This is a genomic window from Streptomyces sp. NBC_00078 (genome assembly GCF_026343335.1).
Lineage (GTDB): Bacteria > Actinomycetota > Actinomycetes > Streptomycetales > Streptomycetaceae > Streptomyces.
The window spans coordinates 3,943,143-3,966,746 of sequence record NZ_JAPELX010000001.1; the positions used below are offsets into that span (position 1 = coordinate 3,943,143).

Genomic DNA, 23,604 nt, shown 5'->3' on the forward strand with positions numbered 1-23,604 from the left:
AACGGGAACGGTCCGTTCAGGGGGCGGATTGCTATGTGAGATGTGACCTGAGTGGTCCCGAGTGATCAGTTTTCACCCTTACCGGGTGACATGGCAGACGTGGACGCACTGATCGCGTTCACGAGGCTTCGAGGACTGCCTCGCGCCGTTCGCGCGCCCAGGGGTAGTCCGGGTTGAGTTCCAGGGCTCGGTCCAGGGAGGCCAGCGCCTCAGCGTGGCGGCCCAGGTTGAGCAGGGACGCGCCGCGGCTGGCGTGAGCCGAGGCGTAGTCGGGGTCGACGGCGAGCGCTCGGTCGTAGGCGGCGAGGGCCTCCGTGTCGCGGCCCGCGACCCGCAGGGCGTCGCCGCGTTCGCAGTGGCCCCAGCCCCAGTCGGGCCACAGGCTGAGGGCGTGGTCGAGGTCGGCGAGCTGGCGGGTGTGGTCGCCGCGGCCGCGCCAGACGCGGGCGCGGCGGCCGAGGGCCCAGGCGTAGTCCGGCTTGAGTTCGAGGGCGCGGTCGAAGTCCGCGAGGGCCGCGTCGAGTTGGCCCAGGCGCTCACGGGTCGCGCCGCGGGAGGCGCGGGCGAACGCGCTGGTGGGGTCGAGCCGGATGCCCTCGGACAGGTCGCGGACCGCCTCCTCGGAATGACGCAGGAGGCGATGCAACTCACCGCGCAGGATGATGTTCCAGGGATTGTCCGGCTCCAGGGCGACCACCCGGTCGTAGAGGCCGAGCGCCGCATGGTGATCACCACGGACCTGGCTCAGCGTGACGGCCTTGGCGCGCAGGACCCGCACCAGGCCGGGATCGAGGTCGAGGGCGTGGTCGTACTCCTGGAGCGCGCGCTCGTTGTCGCCGTCGCGGGAGAGGGCCTCACCCCGCGCGGCGTGGGCCCGCGCGCGCCATGGCTCGTCGGTGCCGGCCCGGCTCAGCAGCCGGCGCAGCGCCTCGGCGATCCCGCCCTCCGCGAGGGCCTCGGACAGGTCGCGGCCCCACGCCCGTACGGCATCCGCGTCCGTGTCCTCGCCCGCCTCGGTCAGCAGTCTCGCCCAGCGCCGGGCCGTGTCGTCGCCGTGGTCGCAGGAGGTGACGAAGTCGTCAAGGGCCGCGGGCAGTGCGGCCCGCGGCGTCGCGCACAGGAAGTGGTACGACTCGGCGAGGCGCAGCTCCCGCCAGCGCTCCTCCTGCCGGAACTCGGCGGGTTCCAGGCCCGCTTCGGCCTCCTCCCGCCACCTCGCGAACGTCTCGGCGAGCCGCCCGTGCCGCTCCGTCCACCCTCGCGGCGACCGGCTGCGCTGCAACCGCAGCATCGGCGTCCTTACGACGTCGTGGTACTGCGCCCGCGCGCCGCGCTCGTCGACGAACGGAAGGCCTCTCAACCACCCGTACAGTGCGTCGAGTTGATCGCCCGGGCAGTCGACGACGGCCCGGAACACGTCCGCGTCCAGTCGCCGCGGCAGTGCGCACGCCAGCGCGGCCGAACGCCGTACGGGATCGCGCTCCCACTTCAGGAACCGTTCCACCGCGTCGACGCTCGGGTCCCCGACACCTCCCGGGTCGGCGGGCCGGGTCCGGGCGAGGGTGGACACGAGCACCGGGAGGCCGGCCGTCAGCCGCAGCACCTCCGCCACCACGGGCTCGTCCACGACTCCCTCACCGGCCAGCAGGTCCCGCGCCTCCGCCTCCGTGAAGGGTCCCAGCGGCAGCTCGGTCATGAAGTCCGCGAAGCCGCCCCAGCGTGCCGAGCCGAAGGGGCGCTGCCCGGCCGTCACCACCATGGTGGTGGCGGGCAGGGTGCCGTATCTCTCGGTCGCCATCAGGTCGTGCAGCCAGCCGTCGAGGAACGGGCCGGTGCGCTCGTACGTGTCGAGGAACAGGACGAGCCATGGTGCGCTGTCAGCCGCCTCGGTGAGTTCGTTCAGCAGCACCGGGGTCAGCACGCGCTCGGGGGACAGCACGATCTGCAGGTCCTCCTGGTTGCGGAAGCGCGCGCTGAGGCCTGCCCGCAACCGGTCCGCGCCCTGGGCGAGTTGACCGGGGTCGACGGCACCGACGAAGGGGCCGGCCCCGGGCAGCAGCCCCAGTCCGGCCAGGCCGACGCGGACCGCCGTCGCGGTCACCGGGGAGGGCCCGTCCGGCTCGGGCTCCAAGGCCGCCAGGGCCGCCTCCGCCTCGTGCCGCCGCTCGCGGTGCGCGGCCAGCAGGCGGTCGAGTTCCTTGAACCTGGCTCCCTGCCCGGAGAGTTGCCGGCTGATCGCCGCCATCGCCTCCGGTACGCTCCCGGCGTTCTCGTCGACGTATGCCGTCAGCGCCCCGCGCTCCCGCGCGATCTGCTCCAACTCCCTCAGCAGGAAGGTCTTTCCGACGCCGGCGTTGCCGTGCACATGGAAGAGGAAACGGTGCCGCTCGTCCTCGGGCGGAAGGTCGAAGTTGGCCCGGAACGCGGCCCGTTCGTCGCTCCGCCCCACGAATCCGGCCCGTCTGCGCTGCCGGATCAGCTCCTGCATCGACGGCCGCGTCGACCTCATCGGTCCCACCCCCGTAGCCGGTCCCGTGTAAGTCTCGCAGAGATGTTCACCTCCTTGGCCGCCAACAACCCGTCATCGACCGGGAAACTCTACGATGCACAGGAGTGCGCGCGATGACGGGGTGACGGAGGGTGAGCATGCCACGGGGTGGGCACGACGAGGGCTGGCTGGACCTGGCTGACGCCATTGAGGTGCTGCGAAACCAGCTGTCGGAGGCGCAACGCCGGGGGCAGGGTTCCCCGCTGCGCTTCGTTCTGGGCGAGATCACGGCGGAGTTCGAGATCGAGCTGGTGCGGGCGAAGAACGGCGGCGGCGCGCTGCGGTTCGGTGTCGTGGAGGCCGATGCCCGCCGGGAGCGCTCGGCACGGTCCACACAGCGCGTGACCCTGCGGCTGACCCCGGAGCTCGACGGCAGCGGGCGCGTGGCCGTGAGCGACGTCGAGTGAGCCGGCCGATCCCGGAGGCGGACCGATGCAGCTGAAGCAGGTCGTCAAGGTTCGCGGCGCGGGTTTCGGCACCGGCTATCTGATCGCGCCGCGGCTCGTCCTGACCGCCGCGCATGTGGCGCCGCCGCTCCACGGGAGGGCGGAGATCGTTCTTCCCGAGTCGGACGAGACCGTCCCTGCGGTCGTGCGGTGGCGAAGGCATGACGACACCGTGGACGCCGCCCTGCTGGAGATCCCGGCCGACCTGGACTGGCCGACGCCCGAGCCGCTGCGCGGTCCCCGCGGCCGGCGCCCGCAGCGCTGGGGGCGGTTCGTGACGGGCGGCACCCAACTGCGCGTCTCCCTCGCGGGATTCCCGCGGCAACAGCGGACCAGTACGGTCCGGGACGGGGAGACACTGACTAGCCGCGGCTGGGAGGCGCCGACCGGCTGGGTCAGACCGCACGGTGGCACGAACCCCTTCGAAATCCTCGACGACGCCGGTCAGCTGGCGATCGACACCGCGGGACTCGACCACGAAAGGGCCGCGAGGACCACCCCCTGGTCCGGGATGTCGGGCGCGGCCGTCTTCCCGTACGGGGAGGAGCTGCTGCTCGGCGTGGTGCGGGACGACCTCCGGCCCAGCCATGGCACCCGGCTGGCGTTCACCCGCAGCGAGGACCTGCTGGCCTCAGCCGAGTTCCGCGCGGTGGTCCGCGAGGCGACCTCCGTCGACCCGACGCCCGAACCGGCCGAGCTCACCGGCCTGTTGGAGCCGACCCCGCCCAAACGGGAGGTGACCTCCCCCACCATGCTGCTGCGGGCCGACGCCGAGGTCGTGTCATTCCACGGCCGGGAGGACACGCTCACCGAGCTGGTGCAGTGGTGTGTGACAGATCGGGACGGTCTTCCCTCCGTCCGGGTGCTCACCGGCCCGGGCGGGCAGGGCAAGACCCGGCTGGCCAGGCAGCTGACGGCGCGGATGCGGGAACGCGGCTGGGTGGCCGGCCAGGTGGTCCGCGAGCCCCTCGACCTGCGGGTGCTGCGCACCGTCCAGCGCCCGCAGCTGTTGGTCGTCGACTACGCCGAGACCCGGCCCGAGCTGGTCAGGGAGCTGCGGGAGCAGACCGAGCGGGCCGGGCACACGGTGCGCCTGCTGCTGCTCGCCCGTTCGCTCGGCTCCTGGCAGATCAGGGCGACCGGCGCGCTGCGCGAGATCAGGCTGCACGCGCTCAGTCCCGCCGCCGCCGACCGGGCGCAGTCGTTCCGGACGGCGGCCCGCGACCTCTCCCGACGCCTCGCGGAGGTGACGGGCGAGACGGGCGTCGACTGGCCCGGCGTCGCGGACGCCCTCCCCGCGGCCCGCCCTCAAGGGAGCACAAGGACCGAGACGGCGCTGACCGCGCAGATGGCGGCACTGGCCGCCCTGCTGAGCCGGGTGCGGATCACCCCGCAGGACGGGGAGCCGCTGGAGGCCGAACTCCTGGGCCACGAGCTGAAGTACTGGCTGGAGAGCGCGGACGGGTGGGGCATGGGGCGAAGAGAGAAGAGCCTTCTCGACGTCGCCGTGGCGGCGGCCGTGCTGTGTCCCGTGCAGGACGAGCGGGAGGCCCGCGAGGCCCTCGCACGGCTGCTGCCCGACGAACCGCCGTCGCTGAGGGCGAACATCGCCGCCTGGCTGCGCGAGGTGTACCCGCCGTCCGAGGACCGTTACTGGGGCCAGTTGGAGCCGGACCGGCTCGCGGAGTACCACGCCTCCGACCAGGTCATCCATGACGCGGGACTGCTCGGGAGGCTGTTCGCCCACGCCCCGGACCACCAGCGGGTGCAGACCCTCACCGTGCTGGCCCGGTCCGCCGTGGCCCACGTCAACGAGGGCCGCCCGGACAAGGCGCGCATCGTCATCGACCGGCTGCGCGAGGCGCTGCGCTCCGTGCCCGCCGACGTGCCGCTGACCGCCGCGATGCTGCGCGCGCACTCCGACACCCTGCCGGAACAGTCCCATGTACTGCGCGAGTACGCGCTCGACGTCGCCCGCGAGCTGAGCCGTCTGTGCCACGCGACGGGAGACGGTCCGCGGGCGCTCGGGGAGCGCGCGTGGGCTCTGCACAACCTGGCCGAGCGGCACCTGGCGGTCGGTGACTGGGAGGACGCGCGGGAGGCGGCCGCCGCCGCGGCGGCGATGCGCGAACGGCCGGCGGACGACGGGGCGACGACGCACCGCACGGAGTGGGCCGACTCGCTGCTGGTGCTCTCGCGTGCCCTGAGCATGACCGGGCGCCTGATGGAGGCGCACCAGGCCGGGGACCAGGCCCTCGCCCTCTTCCGCGCATTGGCGGCGGAGGACGGCGAGGAGCGGGAGAAACGCGAGCACGGCCTGGTGCGGTCACTCGTCAACCAGTCGCGGGTGGTCTGGCAGCTCGATCCGAACGCGATCTCCTTCGACCAGATCGCCAGGTCCGACGACCACACGGACGAGGCCGTCCGGCGTGCCCGTGAGCTGGCAGACCGGCACCCCGATCTGGATCCGCTCCTGCTCCCCGACGCCCTGGTGGCACGGGGCACGAGTCTGTGGCGCTTCCGGCGGCATACGGAGGCGCTGGCGCTGAGCGAGGAGGCGGTCGAGACCGCTCGCCGGCTGGCGGGAGAGAACCCGGACGCCTACTCCGCCGACCTCGCGCGTGCTCTGATGGGCCTGGCGGTCGACGCCAACGCCGCCTCACGGCCACGAGGCGAGGCGATGGCGCTCGTACAGGAGGCGATCGGACTGCTGCGCCCGCTGGCCCGGGATCTTCCCGCCGTCCACCGCTCCACGCTGGCGCAGATGCTGCACAACCTCGCCTGGGAGCAGAGCGAGGCCGAGGACCACGCGGCGGCACAGGAATCCATCGCAGAGGCCATCAGCCATCGCCGGGACCTGGCGCGCGATCCGTACGGGATCGCGGTGCCGGCCCTGGCCCAGTCGGTGAGCGCGCTCGCCACCTTCCACGCGGACGCGGGAGACCAACGAGCGGCGGTGGAGCGTTTCGAAGAGGCTCTCGCCATCTACGCGGCGGCCCAACGGCCGCTCAGCGCAAGCAACTTGAAGGACCGCTCCGGAACGGCTCTCTCACTCGGTCTCGCCTACGACGCGCTCGACCGCCCGGCGGAGGCGCTGGCCGCCCTGAATCAGGCCCTCGACATCCGGCGCCGCCTCAGTGCGTACGCCCCCAGCCTCTACACCCAGGCGTACGCCCACACCCTCCACGACGGCTCCGACCTGTACCGCAGGCACGACCGGCAGGTCGCGGTACGCATCCTGCTGCGCCAGGCGCTGCCGCACTACCGCCGCCTGTCCCGCGAGGACGAACGCGGACGTCAGGGGCTGGCCTTCTGCCTGCACGACCTCGGCAGCAGCTATGCGGCGGCCGCCTGGGGAGTGACGGCCGACCGCGCGGTTCCCGTGCTGCGGGAGGCGTACGAGCTGCGGGTGGAGCTCTCGGCCCAGGACCCGGGACACGAGGTTCACCTGGCCGACACCTGCGCGCAGTTGGGCCGTGCACTGATGTCGACGAGCCGCTTCCACGAGGCCGTCCGGATCGCGGAGCACGAGGTGCGCCTTCGGCGCGGGCTTTTCGGCACGGACCCGGCCGGCCAGGAGCAGGCTCTCTACCTCGCCCTGTTGCGGCTGGCCGAGGGGCAGGCCATGACGGGACACGACGCCGCCGCCTGGCAGACCGCCCTTCAGGCGGAGGAGGCCTGCCGGGCGCTGACCGATCGCCCCGGTCTCCCGCCGGTCCGGATCGCGTTCCTGCTGCAACGACTGGCCCGGGCGTTGAGCCTGTGCGGCAGGCAGGACTGGCGCCGGGCCGTCCGTGCCGTGGAGCCGGCGCGGCGGGCCGTCCGCATCTGTCGCGGCCTGGTGGATCAGGACCCGGACCAGGCCCAGGCCGACCTGACGTGGAGTCTCCGCGTACTCGCCACCGTTCTGGACCGGGTCGGCCGCCACGACGAGGCCGTCGACGCACAACTGCGAAAAGGAGCATGACGCCATGACGTCACCCCGCGACGAGGGTCAGGACGAGTCGCTCGACGACATCCGACGCGACGAGCAGGAGGCCGCCCGCTCGGGAGAGCTGTTCTACGGCAACGTCAACGAGTTCGTCGTCGACCGGCTGGTCTATCTGCTGACCCCGCCCGCTCCGGCGTCCGGACGGGTCTGGTGCACGGAGTGGTACCGGCACGCTCAGGCGCTGTCCCGGCTGGACTCCCTGTGGCGGGCCTGGGAGATGCTGCGCTTCGATCCCTCTCTGGGCATGTCGAACTGGTGGCTCCACCACGCGGACCCGCACTGGGCTGCCCTGACGGACCCGGTCACGGGGCCGTTCGCGCAGTGCGTGGGCGGCCACCGCCCGCCTGCGCCCGTGCAGGTCATGGAGCCGCCGGACGGGCTCTTCTTCGACCAGAGGCAGTCGCCGTCCAGGGATCCGTTCGCCCTCGACTGAGTGGCCCGGGCCGCCCGCAATCTGGCTCAACAGGCGCAGCCGGACCGGTCGTCACGAGAAGATGGCTGTCATGTCCACCAACACACCCCCCCATGCCCGGGCCCTCTCGCTGACCGCCGCCCTCCTCACCGCGAGCGTCGCCCTCTACATAGCCCTCGTGGCCTTCGGCAACATCACGGACTTCGGTACCAACCAGGCGTTCGTACAACACGTTCTGGCCATGGACACCACGTTCAAGGACGACGACCTGATGTGGAGAGCCGTCACCAACAAGGGCCTGCAGAACGCTGCTTACGTCCTCATCATCGTCTGGGAGACCGTCGCGGCCCTGGTCCTCGCCTACGGCACCTGGATGTGGGCCCGGCGTGACCACGCCCGCGCCCGCTCCATCTCCACGTACGGCCTGCTGATGCTCCTGCTCCTGTTCGGCGCCGGGTTCATCGCGATCGGCGGGGAGTGGTTCTCCATGTGGCAGTCGAAGACGTGGAACGGGCTCGACGCGGCGCTGCGGGTGTTCGTGCTGAGCGGGGTCGTGCTGATCATCGTGCAGTTGACCGGCCGCGGGGCCGAGGACTGAGCAACGCCGCTATTTGACGACCGTCACCTTCGTGCCGGCCGTCCCGAACGTCCACACAGCCGAGCCGTCCGCCGCCCGCATCCGGATACCGCCCGTCTGGGTTCCGGAGGCGGGGGGCGGCGAAGAGCCGTCGACCGCGTTGGAGAAGGCGACGTTGGAGCCGGACCTGACCGTGAAGTACACGATGTGTTCGATCTTCACGCCGTCGGAGCCGGTGATGGGGCCCTCGGTGCGCGCGCCGACCGTGTAGGTGCCGGGGTCGGGGCTGACGGTCCCCGGCCACACCGCGACGGTGCGGCGCGGCGCGTCGCTCGCGTCGACCAGCCACACCGTCTTCTGCCCGAGGGAGTAGACGATGCGCCGCCCGGTGCCGGAGCCGTCCGGCACCGCGGCCGGTGACTTGGACGGGGCGGGCTTCGGATGAGCCGACGCCGACGCGCTCGGCCGGGCCGCGACCGCGCGGGGCTTGGCCCCCTTGTCGGCCTGTACAGCGAGGACGACGACAGCGGCGACCGCTCCCACCGTGAGACCGGTCACCCAGATCTTCGGGGCTGGCACGGCACGCATCTCCTCAGCTACGGATCCCCGTTGTGGGAATCCCCGTCCAACGGGGGTCGGATCATCGTACTCAGTCCAGGACCGGCAGCAGCTCCGGCAGATGCCCGTCGGACACCGCGGCCGCCCGCTGCCGCTCCTGCGACACCTCGCCGTACAGCGTCGTGCGCGGCTTCGCCGGACGTCCCGCCGCCTCCGCCACCGCGATCAGGTCCTTGACCGACTTGTACGAGCCGTAGGAGGAGCCGGCCATGCGGGAGATCGTCTCCTCCATGAGCGTGCCACCCAGGTCGTTCGCGCCGGAGCGGAGCATCTCCGCCGCGCCCTCCGTGCCCAGCTTCACCCAGCTGGTCTGGATGTTCGGGATCCAGGGGTGGAGCAGGAGGCGGGCCATCGCCATCACCGCGCGGTTGTCCCGGGCCGTGGGCCCGGGGCGGGCGATCCCCGCCAGGTACACCGGCGCGTTGGTGTGGATGAAGGGGAGGGTCACGAACTCCGTGAAGCCGCCTGTGCGTTGCTGGATCCCGGCGAGGGTCCTCAGGTGGCCCAGCCAGTGCCTGGGCTGGTCCACGTGGCCGTACATCATCGTCGACGACGAGCGGATGCCCAGCTCGTGCGCGGTCGTGATCACCTCGATCCAGGTCGCCGTGGGCAGCTTGCCCTTGGTCAGGATCCAGCGGACCTCGTCGTCGAGGATCTCGGCGGCGGTCCCGGGGATGGAGTCAAGGCCGGCCTCCTTCGCCGCCGTCAGCCACTCGCGGATCGAAAGGCCCGTCCTCGTCGCGCCGTTCACCACCTCCATCGGCGAGAAGGCGTGTACGTGCATCCCGGGGACGCGTTCCTTCACCGCCTTCGCGATGTCGAAGTACGCCGTCCCCGGCAGGTCGGGATGGATACCGCCCTGCATGCAGACCTCCACCGCGCCCACCTCCCACGCCTGTTGGGCGCGGTCGGCGACCTGCTCCAGCGACAGCGTGTAGGCGTCGGCGTCCGTGCGGCGCTGTGCGAAGGCGCAGAAGCGGCAGCCCGTGTAGCAGACGTTGGTGAAGTTGATGTTCCGCGTGACGATGTACGTCACGTCGTCTCCGACCGCCGACTTCCGTACGTCGTCGGCGACCCGCGTCAGGGCGTCCAGCGCGGCGCCGTCCGCGTGCAGCAGGGCGAGGGCCTCCTCGTCCGTGAGCCGTGTCGGGTCGTCGGCGGCGGTGCGCAGTGCCTCGCGCACGTCCGTGTCGATGCGCTGGGGCACCATCCCGGGTGCCGCCGCCTCCCGCAGCTCCGCCCAGTCGCCGTAGACCTCGTCGAAGTCGTCGCGGCGGTCGGACGTACGGCCCTCGGTGTCGATGGAGGCGTGCAGGTCCGTACGGCCGGAGGAGACGAAGGCCTCCTCCGGTTCCTGCCACGCGTGGCCCTCGACCACCGCGTCGGGGAGCGCCAGGCCCGTCTCCGGGTCGGCCAGTGCCCGTACGTGCGGGCGCAGGCGCGGGTCCAGCCAGGGCTCGCCGCGCTGTACGAACTCCGGGTACACGCAGAGGCGTTCGCGCAGCGAGAAGCCGACGGCCTGCGACCGCGCGGCCAGCTCCTCGATCTGCGGCCAGGGGCGCTCGGGGTTCACGTGGTCGATGGTCAGGGGCGACACCCCGCCCCAGTCGTCGATGCCCGCGCCGATCAGCCGCTCGTACTCGGAGTCCACCAGGTTGGGAGGGGCCTGGAGGCAGGCGCTCGGGCCCATGATGAGCCGGGCCACCGCCACCGTCGCCACCAGCTCGTCCAACTCGGCGTCCGGCATGCCCCGCATCGCCGTGTCCGGCTTGGCGCGGAAGTTCTGGATGATCAGTTCCTGGATGGAGTGGTAGGCCCGGGACACCTTCCGCAGTGCGAAGAGGGACTCGGCGCGCTCCTCGTACGTCTCGCCGATGCCGATCAGGATCCCGGACGTGAAGGGCACGGAGGAGCGGCCCGCGTCCTCCAGGACGCGCAACCGCACGGCCGGTTCCTTGTCGGGGGAGCCGTGGTGCGGGCCGCCCGGCTCGGACCACAGGCGGGTGGCGGTCGTCTCCAGCATCATGCCCATGGACGGGGCCACGGGCTTGAGCCGCTGGAAGTCCGTCCAGGACATGACGCCCGGGTTGAGGTGGGGCAGCAGGCCCGTCTCCTCCAGGATGCGGATGGAGATGGCGCGGACGTAGGCGATCGTGTCGTCGTAGCCGTGCGCGTCGAGCCACTCGCGCGCCTCGGGCCAGCGGTCCTCGGGCTTGTCGCCGAGGGTGATCAGGGCTTCCTTGCAGCCGAGCGCCGCGCCCTTGCGGGCGATGTCGAGGACCTCGTCCGGGGACATGAACATCCCGTGCCCGGCGCGGCGCAGCTTGCCGGGGACGGTCACGAAGGTGCAGTAGTGGCACTTGTCCCGGCACAGGCGGGTGAGGGGGATGAAGACGCTCTTCGAGTACGTGATGACGCCGGGGCGGCCGGCCGCTTCGAGGCCCGCGTCACGGACCCGGCCGGCGGACGCGGCGAGGTCGTCGAGGGCTTCGCCGCGGGCCTGGAGGAGGACGGCCGCCTCGGTGACGTCGAGGGCCACGCCGTCCCGGGCGCGTTTGAGGGCACGACGCATGGAGTTCTCGGTGGGGCCGGTTCCGGAGGTCGCGGAGGTCGTCATCCTTCGAGCATACGAGCGAGGTGACCAGGTCAGACAGGCGCCGCCCGATCCGCCCCGGGCCCCGCCCGTTACACGGTGTCACTGGCCGCGGGAGGGCCGGCCACATGGGCACCCAGGGAGTCCAGCACTCCCAGCACCTCCGCCTCCCCCGCCGGCGGCAGCTGCACCACGACCTCCTCGATGCCGAGGTCCGCGTAGTGCGCGAGCTTGCCCGGGGTCGGGAAGACCGCGTACGGGACCACCTGCAGCGCCTCCGGGTCGCGGCCCGCCTCGGCCCAGGCCCGCCGGAGCACCGGCAAGGACTCCGGCAGTCCGCGCCCGCCGATCGGCATCCAGCCGTCGGCGTACTCGCAGATGTGGGAGACGAGCCTGGGGCCGGCCGCCCCGCCGACGAGCGTGCGCGGGCCGACGACCGGGCCGCGCGGCTTCTGCACGGGCTTCGGGTACGCGGACGAGGCCCGCACGCTCCCGAACTCCCCCTCGTAGGCAGTCGGTTCCTCCGACCACAGCGCGCGCATCAGGGCCATCCGGTCGCGCACCAGATCGCGCCGCGTACGCCACTCCACTCCATGGTCGGCGGCCTCCTCGACGTTCCAGCCGAAGCCGAGGCCGAGCGTGAAGCGGCCTGCGGAGAGGTGGTCGAGGGTCGCGATCTGCTTGGCGAGGCCGATCGGGTCGTGCTGGGCGACCAGCGTGATGCCGGTACCGAGGCCGAGGCGCTCGGTGACCGCGGCGGCCTGGCCGAGCGCGACGAAGGGGTCGAGGGTGCGGCCGTACTCGGGCGGCAGGTCGCCGCCCGCCGGGTACGGCGTCACGCGCTCGACCAGGCCCGCATGAGCTCACGCCACCTCGGCCGCCACTTCAGGCACCTCACCGGCACCACGCCGCTGCAATGGCTCCACACCCGGCGCATTCGCCACGCCCAGGAACTGCTGGAGACGACCGACGCCACCGTGGACACCATCGCCGCGGCCACCGGCATGGGCACCGCCACCACCCTGCGCCGCCACTTCCACCGCAGCGTCGGCGTCCCACCCGACACCTACCGCCGCACGTTCCGTCCATGAACGAGCAGTTGCAAGGAAGTTGACAGGTGGGCGCAAGTCAGCACTGGGGCAGCAGGTCTTGAGCGCGCCAGAAGTCCGCGTCCGACAGGTTGACCATGTTGACGTACACGTTGGTGTGACCGGTGTCATCGTCGGTGCGGAGCCAGGCACCAGAGGTGTGGCCGTTGTTCTGGTACCAGTCCCCGGCGGTCCAGCAGTAGAAGTAGTTGCGACCTGCGTAGAGCGTTCCTGCGTGGCTGTGCAGGTTGGGCTGGTGGTGGGTCCACTGGGTGACGGAGGTTGTCAGGTAGACCTTGGCTCGCGCCTGCGCGGGGGCTGCCTGCGCAGGACCGGCGCCGGCGATGGCACCGACCAGACCCGTAGCGGCCAGCAGACCAATGAGACTGTGGCGAAGGCGATGCTTGCGCATGTACTGGTTCTCCCTGAGGTGAGCACTGGATAGCGGTGTCATCTGTAAGCGATGTGCCGAGCGGCTGATCGGGCCCGACCAACGACATCGGCGTGCGGTCCGCCCCCCGTCCCGAACCGCACGCCGTGGTGTTTCCTGCACCATCGTGCTCACGTGCCACGCGCCGGAACAGCTCACGAACCGTTCACGTGTGACCGGTCGCCGGCATCGAGACCTGCTCGCGCGTCTTCCAGCGCCGTCATGACCTCAGGCGTTCCTGATCAGGACGCGATGCCGGTAGGCACGGACCACGGCCGCGGCGCCCACGAAGTCGTTGGTGGGGGCCGCTCCTATGGCGCTGAGTCCAGATCAGCGCCACCGCCGCATGGTCCGACGGCCACACCCGGTCGACCGGCCTGTCCCCGACCCGCCCTACGCCTCGCACGGTCCCGACCCCGTCGGGTCCGGCCGGGCCGCCCGCGAAGAGGTAGTCGATACGGGCGCCGGGACCCCGACCGGCAACACCGCGAGGATCGCCTTCTGCTGCTCCGCCCAGGGACCGAACCGCCACCACAGGTTCCAGGTCACGACCCGCATCCGCCGACCGCCCGCCTTCCTCGCGCGTGCGTGGGAGACCATTGCAGCAACAGTTCGGGACTCGGACGTGCTCAGAAGTGAACCCGGGTCTCCTCGGATGCGAAGGAGTCGTACGGACCATGCCCCGCCCCACCGGCCTCCGCCACCGCGCCACCACCGCCTTCCAGCGTCACGTGGCCAACCCGTTCACGCGCCGGATGCCCCTGCAGACCCTGCTGGAGACCACCGGCCGAACCTCCGGACTGCCCCGCCGCACCCCATTGGGCGGTCGCCGGATCGGCGGCTCCTTCTGGCTGGTCTCGGAGTTCGGGGAGCTGTCCCAGTACGTCCGCAACATCAAGGCCGACCCGAGGGTGCGGGTCCGGCTCCGCGGGCGCTGGCACACCGGCACGGCCCACCTCATGCCCGACGACGACCCGGTGACCCGTCTGCGCACCCTGCCCCGCAGCAACAGCACGGCGGTACGGCTGCTGGGGACGAACCTGCTGACGGTGCGGGTGGATCTGGACGACTGAGCGTCCCGTCCGACCGTCGGCCCACACCGCGCGAGGGGACTCCCGCGGGTTCGGCAGGTCGCCGTGGCGGCCTGACTCCTACCCCGGCCACACGATCGCCTGCACCTCGCTGTACGCGTGCAGCGCGTACGAACCGACGTCGCGTCCCACCCCGCTCTTCTTGAACCCCCCGAACGGCGCCTCCATGTTGCGCCCGACGGTGTTGACCCCGACCCCGCCGGCGCGCAGCTGCCGGGCCACCCGGAACGCGCGGGCCACATCGCCCGACCACACGTAGTCGATGAGGCCGTAGTCGCTGTCGTTGGCGAGGGCGATGCCCTCGTCCTCGTCGTCGAAGGGGATGACCACGAGCACCGGTCCGAAGATCTCCTCGCGGGCCACGCGCATGTCGTTGGTGCAGTCGGCGAGGAGGGTCGGGGCCACATGGAAGCCGCGGTCGTGTGGTGGCCGTTCGCCGCCCGTGACCAGCACGGCGCCTTCCTTGCGGCCCAGTTCGACGTACGACTCCACCCGCTCGCGATGGGCCGCGGAGATCACCGGCCCGACCACCGTGTCCGGCTCGCGCGGGTCCCCGACCCTCAACCGGCGTGCGTACGCGGCCAGTTGTTCGACAAGACGGTCGTAGACGCCGCGCTGCACCAGTACCCGCGTCGGTGCCGTGCAGATCTGCCCGCTGTAGAAGGAGAAGGTGGTGCCGATGCCCGCCACCGCCGCACCCAGGTCGGCGTCGTCGAAGACGAGCGCGGCTCCCTTCCCGCCCAGCTCCATCAGCTGGCGCTTCATGTCCCGCCCGCACACCTCGGCGATGCGCTGCCCGACCGCCGTGGAACCGGTGAAGCTGACCATGTCGACGTCCGGTGACGCGACGGCCGCCTCGCCGACCGAGGCCGAGCGGCCGGAGACGACGTTCACCACGCCCGGCGGCGCCCCCGCGGCCTCCAGCGCCTCCGCCATGCGGTAGACCGACAGGGGGTCCTGCGGGGCGGGCTTCACCACGACCGTGTTGCCCATGGCGAGGGCGGGGGCGATCTTGCCGGCCGGGTTCGCCCACGGGTTGTTGTACGAGGTGATGCAGGTGACGACCCCGACCGGCTGCCGCACGGCCAGCGCGCCCATCACGCCGGCCTTCCCGATCGGGCCCGCCTCGTTGATCTGCGGCGGGATCGCCCACTCGGCGGGCTCCACGCGCGCGTACCGCCTGAACCGGGCCACGCCCACCCCGACCTGCATCGCCCGCGCCGTCCCGGTCGTGGCACCGGTCTCGGCCTGGGCGAGTTCGGCGTACGGCGCGAACCGGCCCGCGATGATGTCCGCCGCTCGCCCGAGGACCGCCGACCGCTCCTCGGGCGAGGTCCTGGACCACGGCCCGAAGGCCTCGCGGGCCGCGGCACACGCCGCGTGCACCTGATCCCGCGAGGCCTGCGGAGCCCATCCGACGGTCTGCTCGGTCGCCGGGTCGACGACGGCGTAGTGCCCGCCGTCCGGCTCGACCCAGGCACCGCCGACGAACAGCCGCTGCCCGTCGGCTACTTCGCTCACCGGGTGCTCACCGTCCTCGTGTCCCGCCCCGACCTGAGCACCTTCCCGGGTACGGCGCCGCTCACCACGTCGTCCCGGATCGCCTCGACCCCGTTGACCCACACGGCCCGTATCCCGATCGCCCTGGCGTCGAGCCGCGGGCTGTCACCCGGCAGGTCGTGCACCAGGGTGGCCTGACCCGCGTCGATCCGTTCCGGGTCGAAGAGCACCAGGTCCGCATGGAAGCCCTCCTCCACCCGTCCCCGCTCGCGCAGCCCGAACAGCCGGGCCGGATCGTCGGTGAGCATCTTGACCGCCTGCTCCAGGCCGACCAGCTTCCGGCGGCGCAGACAGTCGCCGAGGAACCGGGTCGTGTACGGGGCCCCGCACATCCGGTCCAGATGCGCGCCCGCGTCGGAGCCGCCCAGCAGGACGTCCTCGTGCTGCCAGGTCTCGGCGCGCAGCGCCCAGGACGCCGGGTCGTTGTCGGTGGGCATGGGCCACAGGACCGTACGCAGGTCGTCGGCGGCGCAGATCTCGACCAGGCACTGGAAGGGTTCCAGGCCGCGCTCCTCGGCGATGTCCCTGACCACCCGCCCGCTCAGCCCGCGGTTCGCCTCGCTGTAGGTGTCGCCGATGACGTACCGCCCGAAGTTCGCGAGCCGCCGGAAGACGCCCGCCTCCTTGGACTGGGCGCGGCGCAGCATCCCGGCCCGCACGTCCGCGTCCCGCAGCCTGGCGATCCGCTCCGGGACCGGCAGCCCCAGGATCGGGCCCCACCCCGGTATCAGGTTCAGCGCGCAGAACGTGCCCAGGGACATGTTCATCGGCGTGAGGATCGGCATGGTGAGCGCGACGACCCGACCGCCCGCCTTGCGCGCCTGCTCGCTCGCCAGCAGCTGCCGGGGTACGCGCTCGGGGACGGCGGCGTCGATGGTCAGGACGTTCCAGTTCAGGGGGCGTCCGGCCGCCGCGCTCATCTCCGCCAGCAGGTCGATCTCGGCGTCGCTGAACTGGTCCAGGCAGCCCGCCACGATCGCCTCGATCTGCGTGCCCTCGTGCTCGCCTACGGCACGTGACAGCGCCAGCAGTTCCGCCGGCTCGGCATGCCGGGAGGCGACCGGCTGTCCGTCGCCGTCGGAGTGGGTGGACGACTGGGTGGTGGAGAAGCCCCAGGCACCGGCGTCCATCGCCTCATGGAACAGGCGGAGCATGGCGTCCAGTTGCTCGTCGGTCGGCTGCCCGCCTACGGCGTCCGGACCCATCACATACCGCCGCAGCGCACAATGCCCCACCATGAAGCCCGCGTTGACGGCGATCCGCCCCTCAAGGGCGTCCAGATACTCCCCGAAGCCGTTCCAGCTCCAGGGCGCCCCCTCTTCCAGGGCGACCAGCGACATGCCCTCGACCTTGGACATCATGCGGCGCGTGTAGTCGGCGTCGTCGGGGCGGTCCGGGTTCAACGGGGCCAGCGTGAACCCGCAGTTCCCGGCCGCAACGGTCGTCACCCCGTGGTTCAGGGACGGCGTGGCATACGGATCCCAGAACAGCTGGGCGTCGTAGTGCGTGTGAGGATCGACGAAGCCGGGGGCGAGGACCAGCCCGGAAGCCTCCTCCGACGTGCGCGATTCCTCAGTGACGGCACCGATGACGGCGATACGCCCCTCCCGGATGCCGACGTCGGCGGTGTAAGCGGGCGCGCCGGTTCCATCGACGACCGTCGCGCCACGGATGACATGATCAAGCATGCGGTAACTCCTCGACGTACGTGGCGGCATGCCTACCCAGGGGCGCGGGGCTGTGCCGATTTGCGGCTCCGCCGCGTGGGCGCGACCAGCCACACACAACCCGCACCCCGCAACGGCGATTACACGGCAGCCCGGAACCGCGAGGTCCGGTGGACAGGATCCGTGTCGATCTTCGGAATCACGTGCTCCCCGATGAGCCGAATCGTCTGCAACGTCTCCTCCTTCGGCACCCCCACCGGCAACCCGAAGCTCAGCTGGTCGGCCCCGGCCTGCTCCCACCGCTTGCACTGCGTGAACACCTCGTCGGGGTCACCGCAGATCAGCAGCTCCTCCTCGATGAGCAGCTCCACGAACTCCGCCGTGTACTCCGGCAGGGTCTCCGGCCACACCGGGAACCCCTCGGGGCGGGGAAACGTGTCGTGGTACCGGAACACCAGCGAGGGGAGATAGTGCAGCCCCCCGTGCACGGCGATGTCGATCGCCTCGGCATGGGTCGGCGCGCAGATCGCCGTCGTCGTCACCATCACGTTGTCGTTGACGAAGTCCCCGACCGGCTCGGCGTTCACGACCGCCGTCTTGTACTGCTCCAGCACCCACTCCATGTCGGAGACCTTCTGGATGCTGAACCCCAGCACTCCGAGCCCCTTGCGGGCGGCCATGGCGTACGACGGCGGCGACCCGGCCGCGTACCACATCGCCGGGTGCGACTTCCCGTACGGCTTGGGCAGGATCTTCCGCGGCGGCAGCTGCCAGTGCTTGCCCTGGAAGCCGACGTACTCGTCCTGCAACCACATCTTCGGGAACTCGGCGATGGTCTCTTCCCAGATCTCCTTGGTGTAGTTCATGTCCGTCACGCCCGGTATGAACCCGAGGATCTCGTGCGAGCCGGCCCCGCGCCCGCTGCCGAACTCGAAGCGGTTGCCGGTGAGATGGTCGAGCATGGCGACCTTCTCGGCGACCTTCACCGGGTGGTTGACCTGGGCGAGGGGGTTGAAGATCCCCGAACCGAGGTGGATGCGCTCGGTCGCGTGAGCGAGGTACCCCAAGAACACATCGTTGGCGGAGAGGTGCGAGTACTCCTCCAGGAAGTGGTGCTCGGACGCCCAGGCGTACTTGAAGCCCGACGTGTCCGCCTGGATGACGTACTCGGTCTCCTCCATGAGCGCCTTGTGCTCGGCGAGCGGGTCGGTCTCGGCGCGCTTGCCCACGTATCCCTGTACAAAGAGCCCGAATTCCAAGGCGGGTCACCATCCCTACATTCCTGACGCACCGTCAGATTCTCTGCCGCCCGACTGTTGCACCACCCGCATGCACCGTCAATAGCTGACGGCCAGTCAGGTAGCGAGGGGGTGGCCGGGTCAGAAGACCGACACCCCGGCCAGCCATCCCCCGTCGATCACGAACGGCTGCCCCGTGATGTACGAGGAGTCGTCACAGGTCAGGAACAGCGCGAGGCGGGCCACCTCCTCGGGCCTCCCGATCCGCCCGAGCGGCACGAGCTTGCGGTACAGCTCGTCCAGGGCCCGGCCCGTCTCCTCCGCGTCCGCGGCCGGGTCCAGTCGGGCCGGGTTGGACATCGCGGTGTCGATGGCCCCGGGGCACATGGCGTTGACCCGTATGTGCCGGTCCGCGAGTTCCAGGGCGGCGACGCGGGTGAGGCCGAGGATGGCGTGCTTGGTGGCGGTGTACGTACCGACGGCCGCCATGCCCGTCACGGCCGTGTAGGAGGCGGTGTTGACGATCGTGCCGCCGTCCTCCATCACCGGCGCGACGGTCTTGATGCCGAGGAAGCAGCCGACCTGGTTGACCCGCACGACCTGCATGAACTCGTCGAGGGGTGTGTCGAGGAGGGAGTTGAAGCGCAGGATGCCGGCGTTGTTGACCAGTCCGTCGATGCGGCCGCAGGCGTTCTTGACCGTGCTCACGGCGGACCGCCACTGGGCCTCCTCGCCCACGTCCAGGTGGACGTACCGGCCGCCGATGTCCCGCGCCAGGGCCTCGCCCTGCTCGTCGAGGACGTCGGCGACCACGACCTCGGCCCCCTCCGCCCTGAACAGGCGGGCCTCCTGCTCGCCCTGCCCGCGCGCCGCGCCGGTGACGATGACTACGCGTCCGTCGAGCTTGCCCATGACGGCCCCCTTTTACATGGTGGACACGGTGGACTCGGCATCGTAGCGCCATATCTGACGGAACGTCAGATGTAAGATGCGCTGCCTGTCGTGACCGGGAACCCGAGGAGACTGACGTCATCCGCCTGCTCGAAGACCCTCAGGCCGTACGCCCGCCCGGACCGCCCTCGGCCGGAACCCGCCCGGCACATGGCCGAGCAGGTCACCAAGGAACTGAAACCGACCGACTCACCAGGCTTGACACGTTCCGCGTCTCGTGGTCGACGAGGGCGAGGCCGCCACCATCCGGGTCCTCCGCGTGCACGGGCGGGCTCGGCCTTGCACCGAGCCCGCCTCTCCAACTCCATCCGTTCCTGATCGCCCGCAGTGACGCTCACCCGGTTCGGCGTACGGCGTTGCCCGCGAACGTCAGGAACACCAGGACCTGGGGCACACCACCGGCTAGTGCTGCAGTGTCAGCACGCCCGGCCGGTACGGCAGGAGGCCGTAGTCCATGCCGTCGCTGCTGGGGTCGCGCCCCTGGTAGAGGAACTGGAGGTTGCAAGGGTCGATGGTCTTGGTCTGGTCGGGGTTGGTGCGAACCAGATCGCCGTGGCTGATGTCCTTGGTCCAGGCCGTCGCGCCGCTGTTGGCACTGCCGGCGAAGGGGTTGCTCTGGGTGTCGGCCTGCGGTGTCCACGCGCCGTCCAGGCTGGTGGCGGTGAACGAACGGAAGAAGCGCCCGTTGCCCCCCTGCGCCTCGACGATCATGAGGTACTGGTTCTGGCCCTGGACCTTGTAGACCTCCGGCGCCTCGAACAGGTTGGCCGCCGTGTCGCTCATGATCTTCGTGAACGACGAACCGAAGCTGCCCGGGAAGTTCCCGATGGACATGTTGGACCGGTAGATGTTGCCTTGGTCGTCGGCGAAGAACATGTACATGTTCGTGTCGTCGCCGATCAGGGTCACGTCGAGGGGGCCCCCAGCCGGGAGGGTGCCCGTGAACAGCGTCTGCTGCGCGGACCAGCCGTTGGGGTCGGTGGGGTCGCTCGATGTGCGGTAGGAGAAGGCATCTGGCCAACCCCCGTTGTAGGCGAGCACCCAGATGTTCTTCGGGGCGAAGTAGAACAGCGTCGGCGCGATGCCATCGAAGGGAATCGTGTTCTGGGTGGCGGTGGCCATGTCGGACCAGTTCGTGAAGGGGCTGAAGGTCGTCAATCCCCAGCGCCCGTCGTTACCGGCGAGGGTGTTGTGCGTCGTGGCATAGACGACGTGCTTGCCGTTGTAGACGACGCTGGTGAAGTCCTTGAGCGAGGCCCACCCCGACTTCGGCTGCGCCAGCGGGCCGGTCGATGTCCAGCGGTACGTCGACGGAAGAGCACACGCGTTGCTCGCCCGTGGCACGCCGGTCCCTTTCTGGTTGTCGCCGGCCGCCTGAGCCGGGCCGGCGACGAGCAGCCCCGCCAACGCGGCCAGGGCCGCAACCGCGGCGGCGAGCACCACGGACGGATTTCTGCGGCTGAAACTACCTCTGCGCATAAGGACCTCGTCATCCTGGAGCAAGCGACTCCGGTTTGGCCCGTCAGGGGCTGTCCGGGGGCGGTGTGGTGCGACCCCGAGTGTTCGGCATAGCGAACATGGGTCGAAGGGTCGAGCAACTGGATCATAGGGTTCCGGTGATCAGCGTCAATACCTCTCGCGAAATTCGCGGGCAGAAACGTTCGCAGGCTGAAACCAGGCGGCTTCAAGTCCCATGGTTGTACGGGTCCTTGGCTGAGCGTCAGGTAGCGGTGCGGGCGCGGGCTTGGTGATCGTTACGGACCCCGGCCAGGTCGCTCACCTGAGTCTCTGGTTCGGCTCGGTGCCCGACCCGCGCTCGCTTGCGGGGCCGGTGGCACTCACTGACGCCGGTCCGGTCGACGCGTGCCTGCGGCGGTCGTCCGCGGTGCGGGGAACGTCGAGAACTCGCCGAGCGTGGTACGAGGGCCTCGGGTGGGCCGTGGAGGAGGGATCACGCATGCCCCCACCCCCCACCCCACTCGGATACCGGGCGCGCGACGCGTCGCCCGAGTCGCCGTGGCCGCCGGCCTCGTCGCCGCACTCGCCGCGCTCGGCCCCCTACCCGCAGCCCCGGCTGAACGAGGGGCTGTCCGTCCTGTGGTCAACGGGACGGGCAGCCTCTACAGCAGGGTCCGCACCTCCGCCCCGAACGCCGCCATCTGGTCGGTGAGTTCGGTGCGGCTGCGGCACCGGAACCGCACCTGGATCTGGTGCACCCCCATCGCGCGATAGGCGTGCAGGGACTCGGCGAGCGCGTCCGGGGTACCGGTGAGGGTGCGGCGGCCGACGTCCCAGGCGGCCGCTCCGACGTACAGGGGCTCGGTGATCGCGCCGATCACGAACGGCCCCTCGATGTGTGCCTCTTCCCGCAGTCGCCGTATCCGTTCGATCTGTGCGGGCAGCCGGTCGCGCGGATCGCCCTGCGGCAGCCAGCCGTCGCCCTTGAGGGCGGCCCGGCGCACGGCGGCGGGCGAGGAGCCGCCCACCCAGAGGGGCACGTTCTGCTGGGCCGGCCTGGGCCGCTGGCCCAGGCCCTCGAAGTCGTGGAGCTTGCCGTGGTGTTCGGGGAACTCGTCCGGGCCGAGGGCGGCGCGCAGGGCGTCGATGTTCTCGTCGAGCACGGCCCCGCGCCGCTCGAAGTCGATGCCGAGCGCCTCGAACTCCTCACGCACGTGCCCGGCCCCGACACCGAGGATCAGCCGCCCGCCGCTGAGGTGATCGAGGGTGGCGTACTGCTTGGCGGTGAGCAGGGGGTGCCGTAGCCCCACGACGGCCACGTGACTGAGCAGCCGCACCCGCTCGGTCACCCCCGCGAGGAAGGCGAGGGTGGCCACGGGGTCGTACCAGACCGTGCTCATGGCGGCGGCCAGCCGCCGTGGAATGGCCACGTGGTCGCAGCTCGCGACGTAGTCGAAGCCGGCCCGGTCGGCGCTGCGGGCGATCTCCGCCAGGTCCTCGGGGCCCGCCCCGGCCTCCCACTCCTCGGCGTAGATGGTGCTCTGGGACTGGACGGGCAGCTGCATCCCGTACGAGAAGGCACTCACCGCGCCCAGAGCCCTTCGGGGGTGAGCCCCAGCAGCTCGATGGCGTTGCCCCGCACGATCCGCTCCACCACCTGCGCCTCCAGGTGCCCCATCTGCGCCTCGCCGACCTCGCGGGACTTGGGCCAGGTGGAGTCGGAGTGGGGGTAGTCGGTCTCGTACAGGACGTTGCCCAGGCCGATGGAGTCGAGGTTCCTCAGGCCGAAGGCGTCGTCGAAGAAGCAGCCGTAGACGTGCTCGGCGAACAGTTCGGACGGCGGGCGGTGAACCTTGTCGGCGACGCCGCCCCAGCCGCGGTTCTCCTCCCAGACGACGTCGGCGCGCTCCAGGATGTAGGGGATCCAGCCGATCTGCCCCTCGGCGTACATGACCTTGAGGTTGGGGAAGCGCTCGAACTTGCCGCTCATCAGCCAGTCCACCATCGAGAAGCAGCAGTTGGCGAAGGTGATGGTCGAACCCACCGCGGGCGGCGCGTCCTTGGACGTCGACGGCATCCGGCTGCTGGAGCCGATGTGCATGGCGACGACCGTGCCGGTCTCGTCGCAGGCCGCGAGGAAGGGGTCCCAGTCGTCGGAGTGGACGGACGGCAGGCCGAGGTGCGGGGGTATCTCGGAGAAGGCGACGGCCCGGACACCGCGGGCCGCGTTGCGCCGCACCTCGGCGGCGGCGAGTTCCGCGTCCCAGAGGGGTATGAGCGTGAGGGGGATGAGCCGCCCCTGGGCCGCCGGGCCGCACCACTCCTCCACCATCCAGTCGTTGTAGGCCTGCACGCAGAGCAGGCCCAGCTCGTGATCCTTGGCCTCGGTGAAGGTCTGACCGCAGAAGCGGGGGAAGGTCGGGAAGCAGACGGCGGACTGGACGTGGTTGACGTCCATGTCGGCGAGGCGCTGCGGGACGTCGTACGAGCCGGGCCGCATCTGCTCGTAGGTGATCACCTCCAGCTTGATGTCGTCCCTGCTGTAACCGACCGCCGTGTCCAGGCGGGTGAGGGGGCGGTGCAGATCCTCGTAGACCCACCAGTCGCCGAGCGGACCCTCGTCGCCCGGTTTGCCCATGACCGGCCGGAAGCGCCCGCCCAGGAAGGTCATTTCCTTCAGCGGTGCGCGGACTATGCGCGGGCCGGCGTCCCGGTACTTCTCCGGGAGGCGGCTCTGCCAGACGTCGGCGGGCTCCACCGTGTGGTCGTCGACGGAGATGATCAGCGGAAACGTGGTCTGCGCGGTGGGTTGCGTGTCCATGGCGGCCACGGTAGCGCCGATCTGACGGTCCGTCAGCTACGCGGTTCCGGACTTCTTGCCCCTCGGGAATGTCCCGGGAATGTTCGGAAGTGTGCGAAGACCAGGTGAGGGCCTT

15 protein-coding genes and 3 pseudogenes are annotated in these 23,604 nt (G+C 71.0%); 6 read left to right on the forward strand and 12 right to left on the reverse strand.

What is annotated here, in order from left to right; translation table 11 throughout:
• Positions 1-118: 118 nt before the first annotated feature.
• A complete protein-coding gene (locus OOK07_RS18270; protein WP_266797445.1) occupies positions 119-2,509 on the reverse strand; it encodes a tetratricopeptide repeat protein in 2,391 nt (796 codons plus the stop codon).
• Between the two features lie 137 nt (positions 2,510-2,646).
• Here OOK07_RS18270 and OOK07_RS18275 point away from each other — a divergent pair, with 137 nt between their 5' ends.
• The 4 genes from OOK07_RS18275 to OOK07_RS18290 all read left to right on the forward strand — a co-directional run bounded on the left by OOK07_RS18275 (position 2,647) and on the right by OOK07_RS18290 (position 7,995).
• Entirely contained in the window at positions 2,647-2,955 is a 309-nt protein-coding gene (locus OOK07_RS18275; RefSeq protein WP_266681595.1) for a trypco2 family protein, read from the forward strand.
• A gap of 25 nt (positions 2,956-2,980) precedes the next feature.
• Positions 2,981-6,961 carry a tetratricopeptide repeat-containing serine protease family protein gene (locus tag OOK07_RS18280; RefSeq protein ID WP_266797446.1) on the forward strand — a complete coding sequence of 1,327 codons (3,981 nt, stop codon included), beginning with the start codon at positions 2,981-2,983 and terminating at the stop codon, positions 6,959-6,961.
• Positions 6,962-6,965: 4 nt separating this feature from the next.
• The gene (locus tag OOK07_RS18285; RefSeq protein ID WP_266797448.1) at positions 6,966-7,418 is read left to right on the forward strand and encodes a DUF4913 domain-containing protein; all 453 of its coding nucleotides are present in this window, start codon (positions 6,966-6,968) and stop codon (positions 7,416-7,418) included.
• Between the two features lie 70 nt (positions 7,419-7,488).
• Positions 7,489-7,995 (forward strand): DUF2165 domain-containing protein, encoded by a 507-nt coding sequence (locus OOK07_RS18290; protein WP_266797449.1) that lies wholly within the window; start codon positions 7,489-7,491, stop codon positions 7,993-7,995.
• A gap of 9 nt (positions 7,996-8,004) precedes the next feature.
• Here the strand turns inward: OOK07_RS18290 and OOK07_RS18295 are convergent, their stop codons facing one another.
• From OOK07_RS18295 to OOK07_RS18305, 3 genes and pseudogenes are all read right to left on the reverse strand, one after another.
• On the reverse strand, positions 8,005-8,562 hold the full coding sequence (locus OOK07_RS18295) for a hypothetical protein (protein ID WP_266681601.1): 558 nt from the start codon (positions 8,560-8,562) through the stop codon (positions 8,005-8,007).
• A gap of 61 nt (positions 8,563-8,623) precedes the next feature.
• Positions 8,624-11,209 (reverse strand): bifunctional FO biosynthesis protein CofGH, encoded by a 2,586-nt coding sequence (locus tag OOK07_RS18300; RefSeq protein ID WP_266797451.1) that lies wholly within the window; start codon positions 11,207-11,209, stop codon positions 8,624-8,626.
• A 68-nt stretch (positions 11,210-11,277) separates the two neighbouring features.
• Positions 11,278-12,033, reverse strand: a pseudogene (locus tag OOK07_RS18305) (TIGR03619 family F420-dependent LLM class oxidoreductase); the annotation flags it as partial.
• Here OOK07_RS18305 and OOK07_RS18310 point away from each other — a divergent pair.
• Positions 12,034-12,276 (forward strand): annotated as a pseudogene (locus tag OOK07_RS18310) (helix-turn-helix domain-containing protein); the annotation flags it as partial.
• 37 nt (positions 12,277-12,313) lie between these two features.
• Here the strand turns inward: OOK07_RS18310 and OOK07_RS18315 are convergent.
• Positions 12,314-12,685 (reverse strand): hypothetical protein, encoded by a 372-nt coding sequence (locus tag OOK07_RS18315; RefSeq protein WP_266797452.1) that lies wholly within the window; start codon positions 12,683-12,685, stop codon positions 12,314-12,316.
• Between the two features lie 695 nt (positions 12,686-13,380).
• Between OOK07_RS18315 and OOK07_RS18330 the strand changes: the two genes are divergently transcribed.
• Positions 13,381-13,776 (forward strand): nitroreductase/quinone reductase family protein, encoded by a 396-nt coding sequence (locus OOK07_RS18330; RefSeq protein ID WP_266797454.1) that lies wholly within the window; start codon positions 13,381-13,383, stop codon positions 13,774-13,776.
• A gap of 78 nt (positions 13,777-13,854) precedes the next feature.
• Here the strand turns inward: OOK07_RS18330 and OOK07_RS18335 are convergent, their stop codons facing one another.
• The 7 genes and pseudogenes from OOK07_RS18335 to OOK07_RS18365 all read right to left on the reverse strand — a co-directional run bounded on the left by OOK07_RS18335 (position 13,855) and on the right by OOK07_RS18365 (position 23,489).
• Complete coding sequence (locus OOK07_RS18335; protein WP_266797456.1) at positions 13,855-15,315, reverse strand: aldehyde dehydrogenase family protein; 1,461 nt, start codon at positions 15,313-15,315, stop codon at positions 13,855-13,857.
• On the reverse strand, positions 15,312-17,042 hold the full coding sequence (locus OOK07_RS18340; RefSeq protein WP_266681609.1) for an N-acyl-D-amino-acid deacylase family protein: 1,731 nt from the start codon (positions 17,040-17,042) through the stop codon (positions 15,312-15,314). The genes OOK07_RS18335 and OOK07_RS18340 overlap by 4 nt, the downstream gene beginning before the upstream one ends.
• A 119-nt stretch (positions 17,043-17,161) precedes the next feature.
• A complete protein-coding gene (locus OOK07_RS18345) occupies positions 17,162-18,280 on the reverse strand; it encodes an LLM class flavin-dependent oxidoreductase (RefSeq protein WP_323178091.1) in 1,119 nt (372 codons plus the stop codon).
• A 120-nt stretch (positions 18,281-18,400) separates the two neighbouring features.
• Positions 18,401-19,171, reverse strand: a complete 771-nt coding sequence (locus tag OOK07_RS18350) for an SDR family NAD(P)-dependent oxidoreductase (RefSeq protein ID WP_266797458.1) — start codon at positions 19,169-19,171, stop codon at positions 18,401-18,403.
• Between the two features lie 441 nt (positions 19,172-19,612).
• Positions 19,613-20,578, reverse strand: a pseudogene (locus OOK07_RS18355) (glycoside hydrolase family 62 protein); the annotation flags it as partial.
• 752 nt (positions 20,579-21,330) lie between these two features.
• A complete protein-coding gene (locus OOK07_RS18360; RefSeq protein WP_266801973.1) occupies positions 21,331-22,233 on the reverse strand; it encodes an LLM class F420-dependent oxidoreductase in 903 nt (300 codons plus the stop codon).
• 17 nt (positions 22,234-22,250) lie between these two features.
• A complete protein-coding gene (locus OOK07_RS18365; RefSeq protein ID WP_266681617.1) occupies positions 22,251-23,489 on the reverse strand; it encodes an amidohydrolase family protein in 1,239 nt (412 codons plus the stop codon).
• Between the last annotated feature and the right edge of the window lie 115 nt (positions 23,490-23,604).

What these genes read in the sequence shown, in the direction of transcription:
- OOK07_RS18270 (WP_266797445.1), bottom strand. Translation starts at nt 2,509, where the DNA reads ATGAGGTCGACGCGGCCGTCGATGCAGGAGCTGATCCGGCAGCGCAGA.
- OOK07_RS18275 (WP_266681595.1), top strand. Translation starts at nt 2,647, where the DNA reads ATGCCACGGGGTGGGCACGACGAGGGCTGGCTGGACCTGGCTGACGCC.
- OOK07_RS18280 (WP_266797446.1), top strand. Translation starts at nt 2,981, where the DNA reads ATGCAGCTGAAGCAGGTCGTCAAGGTTCGCGGCGCGGGTTTCGGCACC.
- OOK07_RS18285 (WP_266797448.1), top strand. Translation starts at nt 6,966, where the DNA reads ATGACGTCACCCCGCGACGAGGGTCAGGACGAGTCGCTCGACGACATC.
- OOK07_RS18290 (WP_266797449.1), top strand. Translation starts at nt 7,489, where the DNA reads ATGTCCACCAACACACCCCCCCATGCCCGGGCCCTCTCGCTGACCGCC.
- OOK07_RS18295 (WP_266681601.1), bottom strand. Translation starts at nt 8,562, where the DNA reads ATGCGTGCCGTGCCAGCCCCGAAGATCTGGGTGACCGGTCTCACGGTG.
- OOK07_RS18300 (WP_266797451.1), bottom strand. Translation starts at nt 11,209, where the DNA reads ATGACGACCTCCGCGACCTCCGGAACCGGCCCCACCGAGAACTCCATG.
- OOK07_RS18315 (WP_266797452.1), bottom strand. Translation starts at nt 12,685, where the DNA reads ATGCGCAAGCATCGCCTTCGCCACAGTCTCATTGGTCTGCTGGCCGCT.
- OOK07_RS18330 (WP_266797454.1), top strand. Translation starts at nt 13,381, where the DNA reads ATGCCCCGCCCCACCGGCCTCCGCCACCGCGCCACCACCGCCTTCCAG.
- OOK07_RS18340 (WP_266681609.1), bottom strand. Translation starts at nt 17,042, where the DNA reads ATGCTTGATCATGTCATCCGTGGCGCGACGGTCGTCGATGGAACCGGC.
- OOK07_RS18350 (WP_266797458.1), bottom strand. Translation starts at nt 19,171, where the DNA reads ATGGGCAAGCTCGACGGACGCGTAGTCATCGTCACCGGCGCGGCGCGC.
- OOK07_RS18360 (WP_266801973.1), bottom strand. Translation starts at nt 22,233, where the DNA reads ATGCAGCTGCCCGTCCAGTCCCAGAGCACCATCTACGCCGAGGAGTGG.
- OOK07_RS18365 (WP_266681617.1), bottom strand. Translation starts at nt 23,489, where the DNA reads ATGGACACGCAACCCACCGCGCAGACCACGTTTCCGCTGATCATCTCC.